Below are 21,647 nucleotides of genomic sequence, written 5' to 3' on the forward strand. Positions count from 1 at the left end.
CGTCTGGTGTCAGCGCCGCCGTTCGCATCCTCCTTCTAGGGTTCAGCTATGGATCTCCGAAAGACCCGGCCGCGGGGCCGGCGCCTGGCCGCCGCCGTGGCCGCCGCGGCCGTCCTCGCGGGCGCCGGCACCTGGGCGGTCGCCGCCCCCGGCGACCGGCCGGCCGTGCACCGTCAGGACCGCGTGCTGGACATGCCGGGCGCGCGCATCGACACCTCGTACTTCACGGCGGGCGGCGGCCGCAGGCCCGCGGTCCTGCTCGCCCACGGCTTCGGCGGCAGCAAGGACGACGTACGCGACCAGGCCGAAGCGCTGGCCCGCGACGGATACGCCGTGCTGACCTGGTCGGCGCGCGGCTTCGGCACATCCACCGGGAAGATCGGGCTCAATGACCCGGACCACGAGGTGGCCGATGTGCGGCGGCTGATCGACTGGCTGGCCGAGCGCCCCGAGGTGCGCCTGGACCGTCAGGGCGACCCCCGAGTGGGTGTCGCCGGCGCCTCCTACGGCGGGGCGATCTCCCTGCTCGCCGCCGGATACGACCGCCGGGTGGACGCCATCGCGCCCGAGATCACCTACTGGAACCTCGCCGACGCGCTCTTCCCGAACGGTGTCTACAAGAAGCTCTGGGCCGGGCTGTTCTTCACCACCGGCTCGGCCGACCTCACCGGGGCCCAGGGCGGCCAGGGGGACGCGAGCGGCGCCGGAGGCGCGAGCGGGGGAATGGGCCAGGGAGGTCCCGGCGGCCAGGGAGGAGCCAACGGCACCACGGGCCAGGGCGCCCAGGCGGGCCCGGGAGACACGAACGACGGAGGAGACACGAACGGGGGAACGGCCGAGGGCGGTCTGGGCTGCGGCCGCTTCGAGAAGCAGCTGTGCGAGATGTACGAGCGGGTCGCGGTCGCCGGGAAGCCCGACGCCGCCGCCCGCCGGCTGCTCGAGGCCCGCAGCCCCTCCGCCGTCTCCGACCGGATCAAGACCCCCACGCTGATCCTCCAGGGGCAGGCCGACTCCCTCTTCCCCCTCGGCCAGGCCGACGCCATGGCCAAGGCGATCCGGGCCAACGGGGCGCCGGTCGCCGTCGACTGGACCGCCGGGGGACATGACGGCGGCGACCGCGAGACCTCGCGGGTGGCGGCGCGCACCCGCGCCTGGTTCGACCGCTACCTCAAGGGCGACAAGGGCACCGACACCGGGCCCGCCTTCCGCATCAGCCGCACCGGCGGTGTGGACACCACCAACGGCGCGATCCAGCTGCGCGGCGCCACCGGCGACCACTACCCGGGCCTCGGCGACCGCACCCGGACGGTGGCGCTGCGCGGCCGCGAGCAGTCCTTCGCCAACCCGCCCGGGGCGGGGCCGCCGTCCATCTCCACCGTGCCGGGCATCGCCGCGCTGTCCCAGGCGTCCTCGCTCGGCGTCGGCCTCTCCCTCGACATCCCCGGCCAGTTCGCCCGGTTCGACTCGGCGCCGCTGGACCGGCCCCTGCGGATCACCGGCTCGCCCGAGGTGAAGGTGCGGGTCAAGGCCGACACCGAGGACGCCGTCCTCTTCGCCAAGGTCTACGACGTGGGGCCGGACGGACAGCAGGTGCTGCCCGAACAGCTGGTCGCGCCGCTCCGCGTCACCGGCGCCGAGCAGGGCCGCACCGTCACCGTCCGGCTGCCCGCCGTCGACCACGAGCTCATCGCGGGCCACCGGCTGCGGCTCGTCCTCTCCTCCACCGACCTCGGCTACGCCTCCCCGACCGAGCCCGCCACCTACACGGCCTCGCTGGTGGACGGCGGCCTGACGGTTCCCACCGCGGACGGGGTGCGGACCCAGCCCGCCCCGCTGCCCGCCTGGGTGTGGGGGCTGCCGCTCGGCGCGGCCGTGGTGGCGCTCGGGCTCCTGCTGACCGGCAGACGGCGTACGGCCACTCCCGCGCCCGACCCCGAACTGGCCGATGTGCCGCTCCAGATCACCGGTCTGAGCAAGCGCTACGCCAAGTCCACCGACCGCTACGCGGTGCGCGAGCTGTCCTTCCGCGTGGAGAAGGGGCAGGTGCTCGGGCTCCTCGGGCCCAACGGCGCGGGCAAGACCACCACCTTGCGCATGCTGATGGGGCTGATCGCCCCCGACGACGGCGAGATCCGCGTCTTCGGCCAGGCCATCAGGCCCGGCGCGCCCGTGCTCTCCCGCGTCGGCGCCTTCGTCGAGGGTGCGGGCTTCCTGCCGCATCTGACCGGCAGCGCCAACCTCGAGCTGTACTGGCAGGCCACCGGCCGCCCCGCCGCCGACGCCCATATCGAGGAGGCCCTGGAGATCGCGGGCCTGGGCAGCGCGCTGGAGCGCGCGGTGCGCACCTACTCCCAGGGCATGCGGCAGCGGCTCGCCATCGCCCAGGCCATGCTGGGCCTGCCCGATCTGCTGATCCTCGATGAACCGACCAACGGCCTGGACCCGCCACAGATCCGCGAGATGCGCGAGGTGATGATCCGGTACGCCGCCGCGGGCCGCACCGTGATCGTTTCCAGCCATCTCCTGGCGGAGGTCGAGCAGTCCTGCACCCATCTGGTCGTCATGGACCGGGGGCGGCTGATCCAGGCGGGCCCGGTCGGTGAGATCACCGGCAGCGGCGGCAGTGTGCTGGTGGGCCACGACGGCGAGCTGAGCGAGGGTCTCATCGGCAAGGTGAGCGTGCTGCCCGGTGTCATCTCCGCCAGCCGTACCGCCGACGGACTGCTCGTCCAGCTCGACGGGACCGGCCCGGCACGGCTGCTCGCCGAGCTGGTGCGGCTGGAGATCCCGGTGACCAGCTTCGGGCCCAACCGGCGCCTGGAAGACGCCTTCTTGACGCTGATCGAAGGAGGATCCGCGTGAGCTCCGTGACCCAGGTCGCGCCCGGCTACCGGGCCCATCACACCCTGCCGCTACGGGTCGAGGCGGTACGGCAGCTGCGCCGGCGCCGGACCCTGGTGATGGCGCTGGTGCTGGCGCTGCTGCCGTTCGTCCTCGTCGTCGCGTTCGCCATCGGCGGCACCCCCGAGGGGCGGGACGACCGGGTCACCCTGATGACCACGGCCACCGCCTCCGGCGCCAACCTCGCCGCCACCGCGCTGTTCGTCTCGGCCGCTTTTCTGCTGGTGGTGCCGGTGGCGCTGTTCTGCGGTGACACCGTGGCCTCCGAGGCCAGCTGGTCCTCGCTGCGCTATCTGCTGGCCGCGCCCGTGCCCCGGGCCCGGCTGCTGGTGAGCAAGCTGACGGTGGCGCTGGTGTTCAGCGCGGCCGCCATGGTGCTGCTGCCACTGGTCGCGCTCGCGGTGGGCACCGTGGCGTACGGCTGGGGGCCGCTGCGGCTGCCCACGGGCGGTGAACTGCCCATCGGGGACTCCCTCGCCCGGCTCGCCCTCGTGGTGCTGTACATCTTCCTGTCCCAACTGGTCACGGCCGCCCTGGCGTTCTGGCTCTCGACCGTCACCGACGCGCCGCTGGGCGCGGTGGGCGGTGCGGTGGGGCTCACCATCGTGGGCAATGTGCTGGACGCGGTCACGGCGCTCGGCTCCTGGCGCGACTTTCTGCCCGCGCACTGGCAGTTCGCGTGGGCGGACGCGCTCCAGCCCCACCTGGAGTGGGGCGGAATGGTGAAGGGCGTCTCGGTGTCCGTCGCCTACGCGCTGGTGCTCATCGCGTTCGCCTTCCGTGGCTTCGGCCGCAAGGACGTGGTGTCCTGACCCGGGCGTGATGTCCTGACCCGGGCGTGGTGTCCTGATCCGGGTGTGGTGTCCTGATCCGGCCCGGCCGTCCGGGCCGGGTCAGTAGTCCTTGAGGGTGTAGGAGTTGACCACCTCGTAGAAGCTGTCGCCGATATGGGTCGGGTTGGTGTCCGGCCCCTGCCCGGCCGAGGGCTCCTGGGTCTCCCGCCGGGCCTGGTTGTCCAGCGCGAGCTGCTGGTTGGCGGTCGCATAGCCACGCAGCTCGCGCTCGTAGGCCGCGAAGGCCGCGGTGTGGTCGCCGCCCGCGGCCTTGAGCTCGCCCGCCAGGACATACGCGCCGACCACGGCCATGCTGGTGCTCTGCCCCGACATCGGTGAGCCGCAGTACCCGGCGTCGCCGACCAGGGTCACCCGGCCCCTGGACCAGGAGTCCATATGGATCTGGGCGGTCGCGTCGAAGTGGAAGTCGGGCGCTCCCCACATGTACTCCAGCAGCCGTGGCATCTCCCAGCGCGCGTCCTTGTACCGCTCGGCCACCAGCCGCTTCTGGTCCGAGACGGACCGGGAGCCGAGGAAGGTGGCGGGCGGTTCGTCCGAGTGGACGCCGACGAAGACCCGGGCCTCGGTGTTGTCGCGGACACTCATCACCATGCCGCCCCAGACATCGCCGGGCATCTGGTAGATGACCTCCCAGCGGTCCAGGCCCAGATAGTTCGGCACCGTCCACACACCCAGATAACCCCCGAGATGGCGAAGGAAGTTCTCCTCCGGGCCGAAGACCAGCGCCCGGGTGGAGGAGTGCACCCCGTCGGCCGCCACCACGATGTCGAAGGCGCGGGAATCGCCCCGGTGGAACGTGACCGCCACCTCATCGGTGCCCTGGGCGAGTGAGGCGATTGAATCGTTGTAGAGATACTCGATCCCGTCGCCGCCCGCGGTCAGGAGAACCGAGGACAGATCGTCCCGGAGAATTTCGATGTCGGTGCTGCTGAGACTTCCACCACTCGCGGTGTGCTCGGTGGTGCTGAAGAGCTCCTTTCCGTTGTCGTCGACCATCGACATTCCGCGCAGCCCGGTACGGCGCGCCCGGATCTCCTCCAGCACACCCATGCGCTCGCACACCTCCAGCGCCGGACCTCGCACGTCGATCGCCTGTCCGCCCGGGCGCGGCCCCGGGGCGCGCTCCACGACCGTGACCCGGAAACCATAGAGATTCAGCCAGTAGGCGAGGGCGGGTCCGGCGATACTGGCCCCGGAAATCAGGACCCGTCGTGTATTCCGCATGGTGTTGTCCCTTCCGAATTCAACCACCGAATGTGGCGTCCCGGAAAAGCCTGGCCGGAGGCACCGACACCGCACCGACGCGACACCGACGCCGGATCCGGGCCCCGCCGACGCCCTGCCGACGCCACGCCGACAGAGCTCCGACACCCGGGTTCCGCAGGGGAGTTGGAGCCAGTTGAGCCCGGGGCCGGTCGGCCGGAGAGTGGCGGAACTCTCTCATTGGTTAATGAGAGTGTTACTTCCATGTGTTGTGTGGTTCTGTAGTGATCGATGAGACTGGGATTCCGACCGGTCAGCGCAAAAGATCGGTCGGCCCGCACTGGTTGACGTTCGGTCCGCCCCCCACGATCCGAACAGGATGGGACCTTATGCGCAATTCGCTGGAGCACCTTCGCGTGTGCCCCGCCGCCGTCGCCATCGTCTGCCCCAGACCGAGCCGGAGAGCTCACCTCTCCCCGCGCGGATCGGCCACGGTCGCGGCGTAGCCGCCTCTCTCCACTCACCGAACGGCGGATCGCCCCGGCCTTCCCGGCGACGCCGTCCTCCGGCCTGCCCGTAGGCGCATGCCCCCTGTGCGCATGCCCACGGGCCACGTGGTCTGCCTGGACCCGGGCCGGAACGTCGGCCTGCCCACGGCCCGTTCGGTGACGCACTTTTCCAGAAAGGAACCACGAAGGTGCTCACTTCGCACCACCCACGATCACGCGAATCCCAGCAACCCGTACCAGCCGCTCGCGGCGGCCTGGCGGGACCGAGCGGGCATGTGCTGGCGGTCGGCACACCGGGCCCCAGACTGGACCGGCTGACCCGGACACTCGTCTCGACCGGGCATGAGGTGAGCCATGCGGCGCCCGGCGACGTCAGCCGTCAGATGCGGCACTCCCCACCGGACGCGATCGTCGCCCTGGACGACGCCCACGAGGGCCTGGAGGTGATACAAGAGGTCCGTGCCGTGCCCGCGGGACGTGCGGTCCCCCTGCTCATGGTCACCTCCGACCCCGGCCCCAGCGGCGTCGCCGACATGCTGCGCGGCGGCGCCGACGACTGTGTGCTGGAGAGCTCCGACCCCGTCGAGCTCTCCGCCCGGATCGAGGCCAAACTGCGCCGGGTCCCGGTCCCGGTCGAGAACCTGCTGCTCGACCCGCGCACCGGCCTGTACTCCCAGCCCCACTTCCTGGGCGAACTCGACCGGGAACTCAAGCGGGTCGACGACAGCCGCAGCGGTGGCGTCGTCGCCATGGTCGGCGTCGCCGAGATAGCGGCCCTCGAAGCCCGGCTGGGGCCGCGGGTGCGCCGCGAGGTCGCCGAACGTCTCGCGGGAGTGGCGGAGAAGCTGGGCGGCGTCTGCGACCGGCTCGGCTGGGACGACGATGGCCATCTGCTGATGCTGATGCCCGGAGTGGACGAGGACATCGCGCGCCGCGACCTGGAGAAGTTCGCCAACGCCGTGGCCGGGACCCGCTTCGTCGTCGCCGATGAGAACGTACGGCTCACCCCGGCCATCGGCTGGACCCCGCTGGCCGACTGCGCGGACCGCGCCCAGGCCGTCGCCAACGCCCGGAACGCGGTCGACGAGTCGATCCGCCACCGGGATCTGCGGCCGGTGAAGTACGCGGCGTGGATGCGCGGCACCCACCGCCGGGGCCGTCGTACCCTCGCCGGCGCGCTCCGCGCCCTGCTGTCGGCGCTCTCGCCCGTCCTGGTGCTCCTCTTCGGGGTGGGCATCCCCTTCGTCTTCTATCAGCAGATGTACGAACTGGGCTGGGACGTCGGCTCGGCCGCGTACTGGGTCGTGGTGTCCGGCCTGGTGCTCTCCGCCGTGCTGATCGTGCTGGAGTGCCTCTTCTCGCTCGACGCCAAACCCCGGCCCGAGCGGCCCGCGCAGCCGTATCCACCGGCCAGCGCGGTCATCGCCGCCTATCTGCCCAATGAGGCCGCGACCATCGTCGACACCATCGAGTCCTTCCTGCGCCTGGACTACCCCAACGAGCTGGAGATCGTGCTCGCGTACAACACGCCGCACCCCATGCCCGTCGAGGAGACCCTGCGGGAGATGGCCCGCCGCGATCCGCGGCTGGTGCTGATGCCGGTGGCGGGCAGCACCTCCAAGGCACAGAACGTCAACGCCGCGGTCACCCGGGTGCGCGGTGAGTTCGTCGGCATCTTCGACGCCGACCACCACCCGGTGCCCGACGCCTTCCAGCACGCCTGGCACTGGCTCTCCAACGGCTATGACGTGGTCCAGGGCCACTGCGTGGTCCGCAACGGCGAGAGCTCATGGGTGTCCAAGCTGGTGGGCGTGGAGTTCGAGGCCATCTACGCCGTCAGCCACCCCGGCCGGACCCGGCTCTACACCTTCGGTGTCTTCGGCGGCTCCAACGGCTTCTGGCGCACCGATCTGCTCGCCAGGACCCGGATGCACGGCACCATGCTCACCGAGGACATCGACTCCTCGATGCGCGCCCTGCAAGAGGGCTCCCGGATCGCCACCGACCGCACGCTCATCTCGCGCGAACTGGCGCCCACCACCCTCACGGCGCTGTGGAACCAGCGCTCGCGCTGGGCACAGGGCTGGCTCCAGGTGTCGCTGAAGTACCTGTGGCGCGGGCTGCGCTCCCCGGCCTTCACCACCCGCCAGAAGGCGGGGCTGCTGGTGCTGCTGGGCTGGCGGGAGATCCAGCCGTGGCTGACCCTCCAGATCCTGCCCGTGCTGCTGTACTCGGCGTGGCGCGCGGGCGGAGTGGACCAGCTCGACTGGGCGGTGCCGGTCTGCCTGCTGGCCACCCTGCTGACCCTGTCCGCCGGGCTGGTCCAGGCGATGTTCGCCTGGCGGCTCGCGGTCCCCGAACTGCGCCGCCGCAGGGCGTGGTTCTGGCGGTATCTGCTGGTGTCCACCTTCTTCTACAGCCACTTCAAGAACATCGTGGCCCGTCAGTCGCTCCTCAAGGAGGTGCTGCGGGACCGCCAGTGGCGGGTCACCCCCCGGCCCGGTGAGAAGGCGGTGAAGCAGACATGAGCACCCTGTCCACGACCATCACCACCGCCTCCGCCTCCGCCTCCGCCTCCGCCTCCGCCTCCGCCTCCGCCTCCGCCTCCGCCTCCGCCTCCGCCTCCGCCTCCGCCTCCGCCACCGGACCCCGGCCGGCCGAGGCCACGCCCGCCAAGGGCGCGCCCGCACGGAACCGGATGAACGCGGAGATCCAGGGCTTCAGGGGAACGGCGGCGCTGCTCACGGTCGTCTTCCACGTCTGGCAGCAGTACTTCACCTACGACCGGGACGGCGCCCACTCACCGGTGCCCAACCGGTATGCGAACGCGCTGGTGTCGCTGGAGGTCATCGACTTCTTCTTCGTCCTGTCCGCGTATCTGCTGACGCTGTCCTACGCACGGGCGGCGATCGACGGGGGCTCCACTCGCCCCGGCCGGGTGTTCCTCTTCCGGCGGGCCATCCGGATCATCCCGCTGTACTTCCTGGCGGTCACGTTCGTCTGGGCCACCCGCAACCCCACTCTGCCCGGCGAGTGGTCCGATCTGGTGCGCCACCTCACCTTCACCCAGGTCTTCGACCAGGAGCAGATCTTCTACACGATCGGCCCCACCTGGTCGCTGTCGCTGGAAATCATGTTCTATGTGGTGCTGGTGGCGCTCGGCCCCCTGGCCGCCCGCGCCTGCCGTCCGCTGCGCCGGAGGGCCTCGCGGGTGGCGGTGTGCGCCGTGGGATGTGCCCTGCTGTACATCGGGCCGTTCATCTGGATCGCGGTCGCCCGCTACGGGCTGGACATCCCGCACACCGAATGGCCGGTGTTCTTCGGTCCGCAGGCCCGCTTCGGCGGGTTCGCGGCGGGTATGGGCCTCGCGGTGCTGATGATCGCCCTCGGCGACCGGGGACTGCTCCACGCGAAGGTGGCGATCCCGCTGCGGGTGGCCGCCGTCGTGGGGCTGTATCTGCTGTCCCTGTGCGGTACGGAGGCGGAGGACTTCCTCACCACCTTCTACCATCCGCTGTCCGCCCTGCTGTGGATGGTGCTGCTCTACAGCACCATCCATGTGCAACGGCGGGGGCGGTGGCACCGGTGTCTCACGGTGCGCTGGCTCACCGGTGTGGGCCTGGCCAGCTACAGCCTCTTCGTCTGGCATGAGCCGATCATGCTGGCGCTGTACAACGCCGGGCTGCTGCCCCCCGACGGCCAGGAGGGCTTCCCGCTCGCCGTGGTCATCGTGATGGTGGTGGCCGTGGCCGGCGCCGCGGTGAGCTACTGGGTCATCGAGTACCCGGCGAGCCTGCTCGGCAAGCTCAAGGACGGTCGCGGCCGTCCCCGCGACTTCTATCCGGAGGCCGCGGGCCAGGGATGAACGCACGTTCCCCGGTGTACGGGTGGCCGTACACCGGGGGGCCGTGGTTATCATCTGGCTCGTTCTTTACTGTGTAACACGTGTGCGTCGGACACCGGTTCCACCGGGAACCGGACCTTCCGGAGCACTGCACCCAACCCATGCCATTACGGGGAGACCAGCGAAATGGGTCGACACAGCCGACCGACCGCCGCACAGCAGGCGCGTGCCACGACGCTCAAGGCGGCCACCGCCCTCGGAGTGGCCGGAACCATAGCCATCGGCCTCAACTCGACGGTCGGCGGTGACAAGTCCGTGGAGGCCCGCTCCGATGTGAACGCGCAGCAGGCCCAGGCGCCCGACATCGAGCCCACCGCCGATCACACGCCCGCGCGGAGCCATGTCTCGCCCAGCGAGTCCGCGAAGCCCAAGCTCATCTCCGACCACACGGACGCCGCCACCCCCGGCGGCGGGGGTACGGACCGGAGCGCCCAGCGGCCCACCACCCATGCCACCCCGGACGCGGCCCCCTCCAAGGCCGCGCCCACCCAGGCGGCCCCCACCCCGGCGCAGCGGGACGACCAGGTCCCCTCGGAGCGGCCCTCCGCACCGAGCGAGAGCGAGACGACCCCGAGCCCGGATCCGACCACTCCGTCGCAGCGGCCCGGCGAGCCGTCGCAGCCCCCCGGCCAGGGCGGCCACCACGGCAAGGGCCTGGTGGGCGGCCTGGTGGACGGTGTCGGGGACACCCTCGACGGTGTGCTCGGCGGAGTCGGCGGTGTGCTCGGCGGCTGAGCGCCGCCGCCTCACCCCGAGGCCAGCTCCCTGAGGCCCGCCAGGCTTCCGTTGAACCTGTTGTGGTCGCCCACCAGCGGCCCGCTGGAGGTGTACTGCCACAGGGTGTGGGTCTTCCACCCGGCCGGCAGGGGCCCGGGAGTGGCGGCGTACCGCGCCAGCCACAGCGGGTTCCGCTCGGCGAAGGCGGAGCTGTTGCCGGTGCAGGTCTTCCACCAGCCGGTGGTCGTGTAGATCACCGGCTGACGTCCGGTGTGCTCCTTGACCCGCGCGGTGAAGTCGCCGATCCAGTTCACGATCTGCGAGGCGCTCAGGCCGTAGCAGGTTGCTCCGTACGGGTTGTACTCGAGGTCCAGGACGGGCGGCAGCGTCTTGCCGTCGTCCGACCAGTCGCCTCCGTTGGCGACGAAGAAGTCCGCCTGACGGGTGCCGCCGGAGCGGTCCGGCAGGGCGAAGTGGTAGGCGCCGCGGATCATGCCCTGCTCGAAGGAGCCGTTGTACTGCGAGGCGAACGAGGGGTTCTTGTACGTCGTGCTCTCGGTGGCCTTCACATAGGCGAATCGGACGTTGTCGTCCCAGAGGGCCGCCCAGTCGACCGAACCCTGATGGTCGCTGACGTCCACACCCTCCACCGAGGCGGCTCTGGTGGACCTGGGCAGGGCGTTGGGGTCGGTCCGCTCGTGGTGGGCGATGGTCGAGCCCATCCAGTCCCGCTCGGGGTGCGGGACGGACGATGCGGGGGCCGGGCCGGTGCCGGCGTCGTGGTCGGGGTCGGTCGTCGAGGCCGTGGCCGGTACGAGGGTGGCGAGGACGGCGGCGGTGACCGCCACTCCCAGTCCGCCGATGGCGTAGGGCGAGCGCAGACGCGAAGGGGCCCGATGGGCGTTACCGGATTTCAGGGACATGTGTTCCTCCGATCCGTTCCGCATCGACGGTATGCGCGCCGAACGAAGAACGTGAAGCGGAAGAAGAAATTCTGTCCCTCCGTCAGTGGTCCCCGCACCCCTCTCCGACGGGCCCCGAAGACACGCCGTAGCCCGCCACGAGCGCCCGTGCGGCCCGGGTCGCACGGGTGGCGACCTCCTCGACCACATCATCCGGATCGCCGAACTTCCCTTCGAGCAATTGGGCGACATAGCCCCGGGCGAGTGCGTGCAGAGCGTCGAGCAGGGCCACGGCGGTCACCGCGGCGTCGCCCGGGGCGACCACCTCGAAGGCGCTCGGCAACAGCAGATCGACGAACTCCCGGGTGCTGTCCCGTAGCTCCGGATGGGTGGCCCGCAGCCCCGGGGCGAAGAGGATGTCCAGCCCGCCGCGGTAGCGGGCGGCCGTCCGCACGAAGGTGCCCGCCACCGTCGCCAGCCGCTCCTGGGCGGACCCGACGTCGGCCGCGTTCTCCAGGTAGATGGCCCGCAGCCGCCGCGAGACCTCCAGCGCGGCGGCCGCGAGCAGCGCGTCACGGTCGGCGAAATGGCGGTACGGCGCACCGGGGCTCACACAGGTGCGGCGCGCGGCCTCCGCCACGGAGAAGCCGCGCACCCCGACCTCGTCGATGATTTCCAGGGTCGTCTGCACCAGCGCGGCGGCCAGGTCGCCGTGGTGGTAGGTGGCGCGTCCCTTCGGAGTGGGTGCCATTCGGGTGACCCTACCCGACCCGTGACTCCGGCTCACCCGCCCCTGGCCTGCGCTTTTCAGCGGACCGGGCCGCCTTCAGCGCCTCCCGCGAACGCTCGATGCGGATCGGCAGATCCCGTACCCGCTCGCCGGTCGCATGGTGGAAGGCGTTGCCGATGGCCGCCGCCGCGCCCACGAGGCCCAGTTCGCCGATGCCCTTGGCCCCCACCGGGTTGGAGGTGTTGTCGCTCTCCTCCAGACACACCACGTCCAGCCGCGGGACATCGGCGTGGGCGGCGATGTGATAGCCCGCGAAGTCATGGTTGGCGAAGTCGCCGAAGACCGGATCGACCTCGCCGATCTCCAGCAGCGCCATCGACAGACCCATCGTCATGGCCCCCAGGAACTGCGAGCGCGCGGTGTGCGGATTGACGATCCGCCCGGCAGCGAACACCCCCAGCATCCGGTCCACCCGGATCTCACCGGTGTCGGAGTCCACCCGCACCTGGGCGAACTGCGCCCCGAAGGTGTGCCGCGACAGATCCGCCCGCCGCCCGATGTCCTCGGTGGTGTCGGCCACCACCTCGAGACCGCCGTCCGGGACCACACCCGCGTAGCCGTCCAGCTCCTTCAGCAGCGCACGGCACGCCTTGTCCACCGCCCAGCCCCAGGAGGCGGTGCCGAGCGAACCGCCCGCGAACGGCGCCATGCCCAGCGACGCACGGCCGATCTCCAGCCGCAGCCGCGACAGCGGAATGCCGAGCGCGTCCGCCGCCACCTGGGTGAGCGCGGTGCGGGCGCCCGTGCCGAGGTCGGCCGCGCCGATGCGCACCCGGTAGGTGCCGTCCTCCTCGGCGCGCGCCACCGCGGAGGAGGGGAAGGTGTAGTCCGGGTGGTGCGAGGCGGCCACACCGGTGCCGACCAGCCAGCGCCCCTCGCGCCGGATCCCCGGTGTCGGATCGCGGTGCTCCCAGTCGAAGCGCGCCGCGCCCTCGCGCAGACAGGCCACCAGGTTGCGGCTGCTGAACGGCTTGCCGCTCTCCGGGTCGAGCTCCGGCTCATTGCGGATCCGCAACTCGATCGGGTCCATGCCCAGCGCCTCGGCCAGCTCGTCGACGGCCGACTCCAGCGCGAACATCCCCGGGGTGTGGCCGGGGGCGCGGAACCAGGCGGGTGTCATCACATCCAGCGGCGCCACCCTCACCGTCGTACGGGCGCTGGGCGCCGCGTACATCATCCGTGTCGAGGACACCGTCTGGTCGGCGAACGGCACCAGGGTCGAGCGCTGCTGCACCGATTCGTGCTGGATCACCGTCAGCCGGCCGTCGCGCTCGGCACCCAGCCGCACCCGCTGGATCGTGGGGGAGCGGTAGGGCACCAGCTGGAACATCTGCTGCCGGGTCAGGGCGATCTTCACCGGCCGTCCGACGTCCCGCGCGGCGAGTGCCGCGAGCACGGTCGGTGAGCGCGGAATGCCCTTGGACCCGAAGCCACCGCCGATGTACTCGGCGACGACCTCCACCGCGCTCAGCTCGATTCCGAACAGCGCGGACAGCAGCTGCGCGCTCATATAGGGACCCTGGTCGGAGTTGAACAGCGTCAGCCGGTCCTCGTCCCACACCGCGATGGTGGCATGCGGCTCCATCGGGCTCGGATGCTCCACCGGAGTGGTGTACGTCCCGTCCACCCGCACCGGGGCGGCGGCCCAGGCCGCGTCGGCGTCACCGCGCTCGACCAACCCCGGGCTGCCGTCGGTCACCGTCTCGGCGATCTCCAGCCGCTCGTCGTCGGCGCGCAGCACCACATCGTGCGGCTCCCGCTCATAGCGCACCCGGACCGCCGCCGCGCCCTCGCGCGCCGCCTCCAGCGAGGTGGCCACCACGGCGGCCACGATCTGGCCGTGGTACGCCACCCGAGGGGACTGGAGCACGAACAGGTCCGCGCTCACCTCCGCCTCGGCGTTCAGCCGCGGGGCGTTGGTGTGGTCGAGCACCGTCAGCACACCGGGCAGGGCCAGCGCCGGGGCGGGGTCGACCTCCGTCACCCGGCCACGGGCGACCGTTGCCTGCACCGGCCATACGTAGCCGACGTCCTGGGTGGGGAACTCATAGGCGTAGCGCGCCGCGCCGGTCACCTTGTCCAGGCCGTCGACCCGGGTCATCGGGGCGCCGATGCTCTGCTCGACGGTGGTCATGCGCGATCCTTCCTCGCGACGAGGTCGCGGACGCCCGCGACGATCAGATCAGTGGCCAGGTCGACCTTGAAGGCGTTGTCCGGCAGCGGCCGTGCCCCGGCCAGCTCGGCCCGCGCCGCTTCCCGCAGCGCCTTCTCATCGGGCCGGGCGCCGCGCAGCCGCTCCTCGGCGATCCGGGCGCGCCACGGCCGCGGCGCCACCCCGCCGAGCGCGATCCGTACATCATCGAGCGAGCCGTCCTCGGCCACCGACACCGCGGTGGCCACGCTCACCAGCGCGAAGGCGTACGACCAGCGGTCACGCACCTTGCGGTAGCGCATCCGGGCGGCCGGTGGCGGCGGGGGCAGCTCCACGGCGGTGATGAGGTCGCCGCGGTCCAGGACGGTCTCCCGGTGCGGGGTGTCGCCGGGCAGCACATACAGCTCGGCCACCGGGACGGTGCGGGTGCCGCCGTCCACCGAGCGCAGATGCGCCACCGCGTCGAGCGCCACCAGCGCCACCGCCATATCGGAGGGATGGGAGGCCACGCAGTGGTCGGAGGTGCCCAGCACGGCCAGATCGCGGTGCGCCCCCTCGATCGCCGGACACCCGCTGCCCGGCTCGCGCTTGTTGCACGGCTTGGTGACGTCCTGGAAGTACCCGCAGCGGGTGCGCTGGAGCAGATTGCCGCCCACCGTGGCGACCGTGCGCAACTGCCCGGAGGCCCCGGCCAGCAGCGCCTGGGACAGCAGCGGGAAGCGCTCGCGGATGCCCGGATCGCCCGCCAGAGCGCCGTTGCGCACGGTGGCGCCGATCAGCGCGGAGCCGTCGGCGCGGTGCTCGATCCGGTCGTACGGCAGCCGGGAGACGTCGATGAGCAGCCCGGGGCCGGTGACGCCGAGCTTCATCAGGTCCACCAGATTGGTGCCCCCGCCGATATAGGTGGCGTCGGGGCGCTCGGCCATCAGCGCGGCGGCCTCGGCGGCGTCGCCCGCGCGGGCGTAGGCGAACTCCTTCATCGGGCGCCTCCGGCACCGCTCGCGGCGGCCGTGGCCGGGTCCTGGGCGCCCGCGGCCTCCAGCACGGCCTCCACGATGCCGTTGTACGCGCCGCAGCGGCACAGATTGCCGCTCATGCGCTCACGCACCTCCCGCGCGTCCAGCGCCGAGGCATCGGCCACCCCCGCGGCGGTGTCCTCGGTGACATGGCTGGGCCAGCCGCGCCCGGCCTCGCCCAGCGCCCCGATGGCGGAGCAGATCTGGCCCGGGGTGCAGTAGCCGCACTGAAGCCCGTCGTGGTCGAGGAAGGCGCGCTGCACCGGGTGCGGTTCCCCGCCGTCCGACAGCGCCGATACGCCCTCGATGGAGACGATCTCGCGCCCCTCGGCGGTCACCGCGAACATCAGGCAGCTGTTCGCCCGCTCACCGTCGACCAGTACCGTGCAGGCCCCGCACTGACCGTGGTCACAGCCCTTCTTGGTGCCCGTGAGCCCGAGTCGTTCGCGCACCACATCGAGCAGGGTCGTCCGGTTGTCGATGGTCATGAAGTGGGACGTGCCGTTGATCCGCAAAGTGATGTCGCTACTCGGTGAGTGATGTGAGAGGCTCATACATTGAATGTATCAACCTCTTACATGGACGCGCGAGGAGATTTGGATTCCATGCGAGACGTCGTAGCGCAGATGCACCGATGGTGGGGCGAGGGCGAGCCGTTCGCCCGTGCCACGGTGGTGGCGACCTGGCATTCCTCGCCGCTGCCGCCCGGGACGAGCATGCTGGTCGGGCCCGATGGCGCCGCGATCGGCAGCGTCTCCGGCGGCTGTGTCGAAGGCGCCGTCTACGAACTGGCCCAGGAGGTGACCGACAGCGGCAGTCCCGTGCTGGAGCGCTATGGCGTCAGCGATGACGACGCCTTCGCGGTCGGGCTGACCTGCGGCGGCATCATCGATGTCTTCGTGGAGCGGATCGACCCCGAGGGCTTCCCCGAACTGGGCGAGGTGGCCACGGCGGTCGCCGCCGGGGAACCGGTGGCCGAGGTGATCTGCGTGGCCGTCGACGGATCCGACCCGGAGGGCCGGCTGGGCCGCCGGCTGGTCGTACGGCCCGAGGGCACCTCGGGGTCGCTCGGCTCCGGGCGGCTGGACGCGGCCGTCGTCCAGGACGCGCGCGCACTGCTGGCCGGCGGCCGCACCGAGACCCTGCGCTACGGCTACGACGGCACCCGCATGGACGAGGAACTCACCCTGTTCGTCTCGGTCCACGCCACCCCGCCCCGGATGCTGGTCTTCGGCGCCGTCGACTTCGCGGCGGCCATGGCCCGGATCGGCGGATACCTCGGCTACCACGTCACCGTGTGCGACGCCCGTCCGGTCTTCGCCACCGCGCGCCGTTTCCCCGAGGCCCATGAGGTGGTGACCGACTGGCCGCACCGCTATCTGCGCACCGAGGCGGAGGCGGGCCGGATCGACGAACGCACGGTGGTCTGTGTGCTCACCCACGACCCGAAGTTCGATGTGCCGCTGCTCGAGGTCGCCCTGCGCCTGCCGCTGGCCTACGTCGGCGCCATGGGCTCCCGCCGCACCCATGACGACCGGCTCCGGCGGCTGCGCGCCACCGGTCTCGGCGAGGAGTCGCTGGCCCGGCTCGCCTCGCCGATCGGCCTGGACCTCGGCGCCCGTACCCCCGAGGAGACCGCCGTCAGCATCGCGGCCGAGATCATCGCCGACCGCTGGGGCGCCAGCGGTACCCGGCTGACCTCCCTCAGCGGCAGCATCCACAGCCAGCAGTCGATGCGGCCCGCGGCCGGAGGCTGAGACGGGTCCACGGCCCGGGCCGGGGATCGTCACAATGGTTCCCGGCCCAAAGTGGATGTAGGAGGAATCGAACCAGCCGTGGAGACCGCTCGAAGCAGCGACGACGACATAGAACCCACCGCCCGCGAGAAGGACGCGGCCACCGGCGACGGGGACGGCGACCCCGCCCCGCCTCCCAGACCCGGCTGGCGCCGCTGGGTGATGGACACCCGGCCGCTGCGCCACCGCCCCTTCCGCCGGCTGTGGAGCTCCACGACCGTCACCGCCGTCGGCAGCCAGCTGACCGCCGTCGCCGTCCCCAAGCAGATCTACGACATCACCGGCTCATCGGCGTGGGTCGGCTACGCCAGCTTCGCGGGGCTCCTCCCGCTGGTGGTCTTCGCGCTGTGGGGCGGGGTGATCGCCGACCGGATCGACCGGCGCACCACGATGCTCGTCACCAACGTGGGCATCGCCGTCACCTCGCTGCTGTTCTGGGCCCAGTCCTTCGCCGGGCTGGACTCGGTGGCGGTCCTCATGGTGCTGCTCGCCGCCCAGCAGGGCTTCTTCGGCATGAACTCCCCGGCCCGCAGCGCCTCCGTCGCCCGTCTCGTCCCGGCCGCCGAACTCCCGGCCGCGACCGCCCTCCAGTCCACCGTCGCCCAGACGGGCATGATCATCGGCCCGCTGCTCGCGGGCGCCCTGATCCCCGTCCTCGGCCTGCCCACGCTCTATCTCATCGACGCCGTGGCGCTGTGCGTCACCCTGTGGGCCGTCTGGAAACTGCCCGCGCTGCCGCCCCTCACCGAGGGCGCCGCGGGCGGCGGGCGGCGGGCCGGATGGCGCGATGTGGCCGACGGCTTCCGGTACATCGCCACCCACCGCATCCTGCTGATGTCCTTCCTCGCGGACATCATCGCCATGGTCTTCGGCATGCCCCGTGCGCTCTTCCCCCAGCTCGCCGCGCACACCTACGCGCCCTGGGGCGAGGGGTTCGCGCTCGGCCTGCTCTTCGCGGCGATCCCGCTCGGCGCGGTGGCCGGCGGTCTGCTGTCCGGCACCTTCTCGCGCGCCCGCCGCCACGGACTGATGGTCATCGCCGCCGTGGTGTCCTGGGGCGTGGCCATCACCGGCTTCGGCCTCAGCCCGAACCTGTGGTGGGCGGTGGCCTTCCTCGCCTTCGCGGGCGTCGCCGACATGGTCTCGATGGTCTTCCGAGGGACGATCCTCCAGTCGGCCGCCACCGACGATATGCGTGGCCGGATGCAGGGCGTGTTCACCGTGGTGGTGGCGGGCGGCCCACGCATCGCCGATCTGCTGCACGGCACCGCGGGCTCCCTCCTCGGGGCCCGCGCGGCGGTCGTCGCGGGCGGGGTGCTGGTGGCCGTCAGCACCCTCGGGCTGGCCGCCGCGGTGCCCGCCTTCCGCCGCTACACACCCTGACGGGCTGCACGTCCTGACCTGCTACACGTGGCCGAAGGCACGAAGGCACGAAGGCACGAAGGCACGAAGGCACGAAGGCACGAAGGCGCCCGTGGCCGCCGAACGGCACGACGCCCGCCGCCGTCAAGCGGTACACACGGCACGACGGCCGTGCCCCCACCGGAACCCGGGGTAGAGGCACGGCCGTCGCGGCCCACGGCTCAGGTCGTACGCTCGCTCCGGTCGGCGCCCCACAGCGTGTGGAACGAACCCTCGCGGTCCACCCGCCGGTAGGTGTGCGCGCCGAAGAAGTCCCGCTGCCCCTGGACCAGCGCGGCGGGCAGCCGCTCCGAGCGCAGCGCGTCGTAGTACGCCAGCGCCGCCGAGAAGCCCGGCGCCGGCACCCCCAGCTCGGCCGAGGTGGCCACCACCCGCCGCCACGCGTCCTGGGCCGCGCCCAGCGCCTCGGCGAAGTGGTCGTCGGTCAGCAGTGTGACGGGCTTGCGGTCCTTGGCGTACGCCTCGGTGATCCGGTTCAGGAACCGCGCCCGGATGATGCAGCCGCCGCGCCAGATCCTCGCGACCGCCCCCGGGTCGATGTCCCAGCCGTACTCCTGGCTGCCCGCCTCGATCTGGTGGATGCCCTGTGCGTACGCCACGATCTTCGAGGCGTAGAGCGCCTGCTCGACATCGTCGGCGAACCGCTCCGCGGCGGCGCCCGTGAGTCCCTTGCCGGACGGCCCCGGCAGCCCCTGCGAGGCGTCCCGCAGATCCGCGTGGCCGGACAGCGAACGGGCGAACACCGCCTCGGCGATCCCGCTCACCGGCACGCCCAGGTCCAGCGCGGTCTGCACGGTCCAGCGGCCGGTGCCCTTCTGCTCGGCCTGGTCCTGCACCACGTCCACGAACGGCTTGCCGGTGGCGGCGTCGGTGTGTCCGAGCACCTCGGCGGTGATCTCGATCAGATACGACTCCAGCCGGCCGCCGTTCCAGGTGCGGAACACCTCCGCGATCTCACCCGGCGTCATGCCCAGCGCCCGCCGCAGCAGGTCGTACGACTCGGCGATGAGCTGCATGTCCGCGTACTCGATGCCGTTGTGCACCATCTTCACGAAGTGGCCGGCGCCGTCCGGGCCGATGTGGGTGCAGCACGGCGTGCCGTCCACCTTGGCGGAGATGCTCTCCAGCAGCGGTCCGAGCGACTTGTAGGATTCAATCGATCCGCCGGGCATGATGCTGGGCCCGTTGAGGGCGCCCTCCTCGCCGCCGGAGATGCCGGTGCCCACGAAGTGCAGCCCGCGCTCGCGCAGGGACTTCTCCCGGCGCCGGGTGTCCTCGAAGTGGGCGTTGCCCCCGTCGATGATCACGTCGCCCTCTTCGAGGAGGGGTGCGAACTCCTCGATGACGGCGTCGGTGGGCGCACCCGCCTTCACCATGATGATCAGCCGCCGGGGCCGCTGGAGCGCGGCGACGAACTCCTCGGCGCTCTCGGCCGGCACGAAGTTCCCCTCGTGGCCGTGCTCCTCCATCAGCGCCTTGGTCTTGGCGAACGTGCGGTTGTGGAGAGCGACGGTGTGCCCGTGCCGGGCGAAGTTGCGGGCGAGGTTGCTACCCATGACGGCCAGCCCGGTGACGCCGATCTGGGCGGTGGGCTGGGCGGTGGAAGGGCTGGGCATACGGTGTTCCACTCCTGTCACGCGCGTCGAATCCTTATGCGAGGCAGCAACGCCGAGGGGAGCGAGGATCTTCCCCGTCGATCAGCCGGATATCGCCCGGCCATAGTTGCACGATGTGCGCGACGGCGGACGAGTGTCCGGGGAAAGCGGCGGGGGGTGTGTCATTTTTCTCGCACCTGGGCGATGCGCGGGATTGTGGGATGTCCACAAGTGGAGTGGTGCCCCGTGTGACTGCGGGGCGCATGCCGAGCGCGGGTGCGGGGAGGGCGATACGCGGGTGCGTCGCCAGGGGCTCTGCGTGACCGCGGGGTGTGTCGGCGCCAGCGGCCCGCATCACTCCGCGATGGCGGTCCGGGCCGTCCAGCGGAAGACCGGGAGTTCTTCGCCGTCGACCGTCGCATAGTCGCCTTGGTGGACGAAGTGCTCGTAGCCGGAGCCGAATTGGTACTTGATCTTCTCCGTCAGCGAAGTGGCGAACTGTACTCGCTCGTCGAGCGGCAAATGGGGTAGTCCTCCTACCAGAAGGACTTTGATCTGCGACATGGTGGACACCTCCGTGGCTCACGGCACTGGTATGAACGTGTCACCTCGCGGTCACATGCGCCAACCCCTAATTCCCCCCACAATTCCCTGCGGGAGAACCGGAATCGAATGAGAGCCGAAAATCCATAGGGGTGCGATAGGGGTATTTCTGGACTGTGGGGCTGGGCTAGCATCCCGCTCAAGTGCCGATTCCGATCGGTTGCCTGAAGAAAAATTAGCGCGCTGTTGTCTTCGGGAGTTGAGTTTTCTATGACGACTTCGGTAATCGGCAAGGTGACCCGGGATGTGCTGGAAATCGGCCGGGCGATTCGCGTGGTGGCCGCCCCGCCGGCCAAACGCGTACAGCGGCTCTACGAGCTGCTGTACCACCAGAGCAATCTGATGGGCGATGAGACCTCCTACGTGAACATGGGCTACTGGCCCCGCGAATCCATGACGATCGACGAGGCCAGTCAGGCGCTGGCCGACCTGGTGGCCGACGCGGGCGAGTTCGGCTCCGGCGACCGCATACTTGACGTCGGATTCGGCTACGGTGATCAGGACTTCCGGTGGCTGGAGACGTGCAAGCCGGAGAAGATCGTCGGAGTGAACGTCACCCCGGGGCAGGTGCGCGCGGCGCGGGAACGCGCCCGCGCGGAGTCCGCGACGCGGCATCTCGAATTCCGGGAAGGGGTGGCGACCGCGCTCCCGTTCCCGGACGAGACTTTCGACAAGGTCGTCGCTCTGGAGTCGGCGTTCCACTTCTCCACTCGTGATCAGTTCTTCGCCCAGGCGTTCCGGGTGCTGCGTCCGGGCGGGTTGCTCGTGACTGCCGACGTCATTCCCTTCGAGGTCGAGGAGAAAGACTCCGCGGATCCGGAGAAGACCTCGGGAATCGTCCCCAAAGCCAATTGGTACACGCGCGACGTGTATGCGGAGCGGCTCAATACGACCGGGTTCCACGAGGTCGACGTCCGCTCGATCAGAGAGCATGTGTGGGAGCCCTGGCGGTTATATATGTCGCGGAAGGTGCAGTCCCCCGCGTTCCGGTCGCGCGCGGGAATCGTCTACCGCACCGTTCTCCGCCGCGGGCTGCGGGACGGTGACAAGCTGAAGAGCGAGCTGGCGAAAATCGACTATGTCGTCGCTGTGGCACGAAAGAAGGCGTGACAGAAAGGTGTGACCCGGTGAGATCGGGCAGGGCGCCCGAGGGCTGGGGGCAGTGGCGAGGGCGGACACCGGAATCCGGCGAGCCCGCCTTCACCCCCTCCCCGGCGTACCAGCGCACGACATACCAGCAGGGCGTGTACGGCCAGCCGCCGACCCGGGGCGGTGCCCCGCAC

At 71.1% G+C, this 21,647-nt stretch carries 16 protein-coding genes; 8 read left to right on the top strand and 8 right to left on the bottom strand.

Annotated elements, in window-relative coordinates; translation table 11 throughout:
- Positions 1-48: 48 nt before the first annotated feature.
- Entirely contained in the window at positions 49-2,862 is a 2,814-nt protein-coding gene (locus AB0E24_RS41960; protein ID WP_359385012.1) for an alpha/beta fold hydrolase, read from the top strand.
- Complete coding sequence (locus tag AB0E24_RS41965) at positions 2,859-3,713, top strand: ABC transporter permease (protein ID WP_102936478.1); 855 nt, start codon at positions 2,859-2,861, stop codon at positions 3,711-3,713. Before AB0E24_RS41960 ends, AB0E24_RS41965 begins: the two co-directional genes overlap by 4 nt.
- 81 nt (positions 3,714-3,794) lie before the next feature.
- Here the strand turns inward: AB0E24_RS41965 and AB0E24_RS41970 are convergent, their stop codons facing one another.
- Positions 3,795-4,979, bottom strand: a complete 1,185-nt coding sequence (locus AB0E24_RS41970; protein ID WP_359385014.1) for an FAD-dependent monooxygenase — start codon at positions 4,977-4,979, stop codon at positions 3,795-3,797.
- Positions 4,980-5,655: 676 nt separating this feature from the next.
- Here AB0E24_RS41970 and AB0E24_RS41975 point away from each other — a divergent pair.
- From AB0E24_RS41975 to AB0E24_RS41985, 3 genes are all read left to right on the top strand, one after another.
- Positions 5,656-7,995, top strand: coding sequence for a glycosyltransferase (locus tag AB0E24_RS41975; protein WP_251772717.1), 2,340 nt, complete (start codon positions 5,656-5,658; stop codon positions 7,993-7,995).
- Complete coding sequence (locus tag AB0E24_RS41980; protein WP_359385016.1) at positions 7,992-9,332, top strand: acyltransferase family protein; 1,341 nt, start codon at positions 7,992-7,994, stop codon at positions 9,330-9,332. The genes AB0E24_RS41975 and AB0E24_RS41980 overlap by 4 nt, the downstream gene beginning before the upstream one ends.
- A 165-nt stretch (positions 9,333-9,497) precedes the next feature.
- On the top strand, positions 9,498-10,106 hold the full coding sequence (locus tag AB0E24_RS41985) for an extensin (RefSeq protein ID WP_351381322.1): 609 nt from the start codon (positions 9,498-9,500) through the stop codon (positions 10,104-10,106).
- Positions 10,107-10,117: 11 nt separating this feature from the next.
- Here the strand turns inward: AB0E24_RS41985 and AB0E24_RS41990 are convergent, their stop codons facing one another.
- From AB0E24_RS41990 to AB0E24_RS42010, 5 genes are all read right to left on the bottom strand, one after another.
- Positions 10,118-11,011: a lysozyme gene (locus AB0E24_RS41990; protein WP_359385019.1), complete on the bottom strand. Its 894-nt coding sequence runs from the start codon at positions 11,009-11,011 to the stop codon at positions 10,118-10,120.
- A gap of 82 nt (positions 11,012-11,093) precedes the next feature.
- The gene (locus AB0E24_RS41995) at positions 11,094-11,741 is read right to left on the bottom strand and encodes a TetR/AcrR family transcriptional regulator (RefSeq protein WP_079260079.1); all 648 of its coding nucleotides are present in this window, start codon (positions 11,739-11,741) and stop codon (positions 11,094-11,096) included.
- Positions 11,742-11,751: 10 nt separating this feature from the next.
- A complete protein-coding gene (locus tag AB0E24_RS42000) occupies positions 11,752-13,914 on the bottom strand; it encodes a xanthine dehydrogenase family protein molybdopterin-binding subunit (RefSeq protein WP_351381315.1) in 2,163 nt (720 codons plus the stop codon).
- Positions 13,911-14,912 carry an FAD binding domain-containing protein gene (locus AB0E24_RS42005; RefSeq protein ID WP_069860598.1) on the bottom strand — a complete coding sequence of 334 codons (1,002 nt, stop codon included), beginning with the start codon at positions 14,910-14,912 and terminating at the stop codon, positions 13,911-13,913. Before AB0E24_RS42005 ends, AB0E24_RS42000 begins: the two co-directional genes overlap by 4 nt.
- Entirely contained in the window at positions 14,909-15,502 is a 594-nt protein-coding gene (locus tag AB0E24_RS42010; protein WP_069860599.1) for a (2Fe-2S)-binding protein, read from the bottom strand. The genes AB0E24_RS42005 and AB0E24_RS42010 overlap by 4 nt, the downstream gene beginning before the upstream one ends.
- A 51-nt stretch (positions 15,503-15,553) precedes the next feature.
- Here AB0E24_RS42010 and AB0E24_RS42015 point away from each other — a divergent pair, with 51 nt between their 5' ends.
- Positions 15,554-16,705, top strand: coding sequence for an XdhC family protein (locus tag AB0E24_RS42015; RefSeq protein WP_359385022.1), 1,152 nt, complete (start codon positions 15,554-15,556; stop codon positions 16,703-16,705).
- Between the two features lie 78 nt (positions 16,706-16,783).
- Positions 16,784-18,127, top strand: a complete 1,344-nt coding sequence (locus AB0E24_RS42020; protein WP_069860601.1) for an MFS transporter — start codon at positions 16,784-16,786, stop codon at positions 18,125-18,127.
- Between the two features lie 200 nt (positions 18,128-18,327).
- Here the strand turns inward: AB0E24_RS42020 and gnd are convergent, their stop codons facing one another.
- Entirely contained in the window at positions 18,328-19,782 is a 1,455-nt protein-coding gene (gene gnd / locus AB0E24_RS42025) for an NADP-dependent phosphogluconate dehydrogenase (RefSeq protein ID WP_069860602.1), read from the bottom strand.
- A 333-nt stretch (positions 19,783-20,115) separates the two neighbouring features.
- The gene (locus AB0E24_RS42030; protein ID WP_167505419.1) at positions 20,116-20,325 is read right to left on the bottom strand and encodes a DUF5988 family protein; all 210 of its coding nucleotides are present in this window, start codon (positions 20,323-20,325) and stop codon (positions 20,116-20,118) included.
- A gap of 249 nt (positions 20,326-20,574) precedes the next feature.
- On the opposite strand from AB0E24_RS42030, the gene AB0E24_RS42035 reads away from it, so the two are divergent.
- Complete coding sequence (locus AB0E24_RS42035; protein WP_359385025.1) at positions 20,575-21,474, top strand: SAM-dependent methyltransferase; 900 nt, start codon at positions 20,575-20,577, stop codon at positions 21,472-21,474.
- Positions 21,475-21,647: the final 173 nt, after the last annotated feature.

This window comes from Streptomyces malaysiensis subsp. malaysiensis (assembly GCF_040653035.1).
Classification (GTDB): domain Bacteria; phylum Actinomycetota; class Actinomycetes; order Streptomycetales; family Streptomycetaceae; genus Streptomyces; species Streptomyces malaysiensis.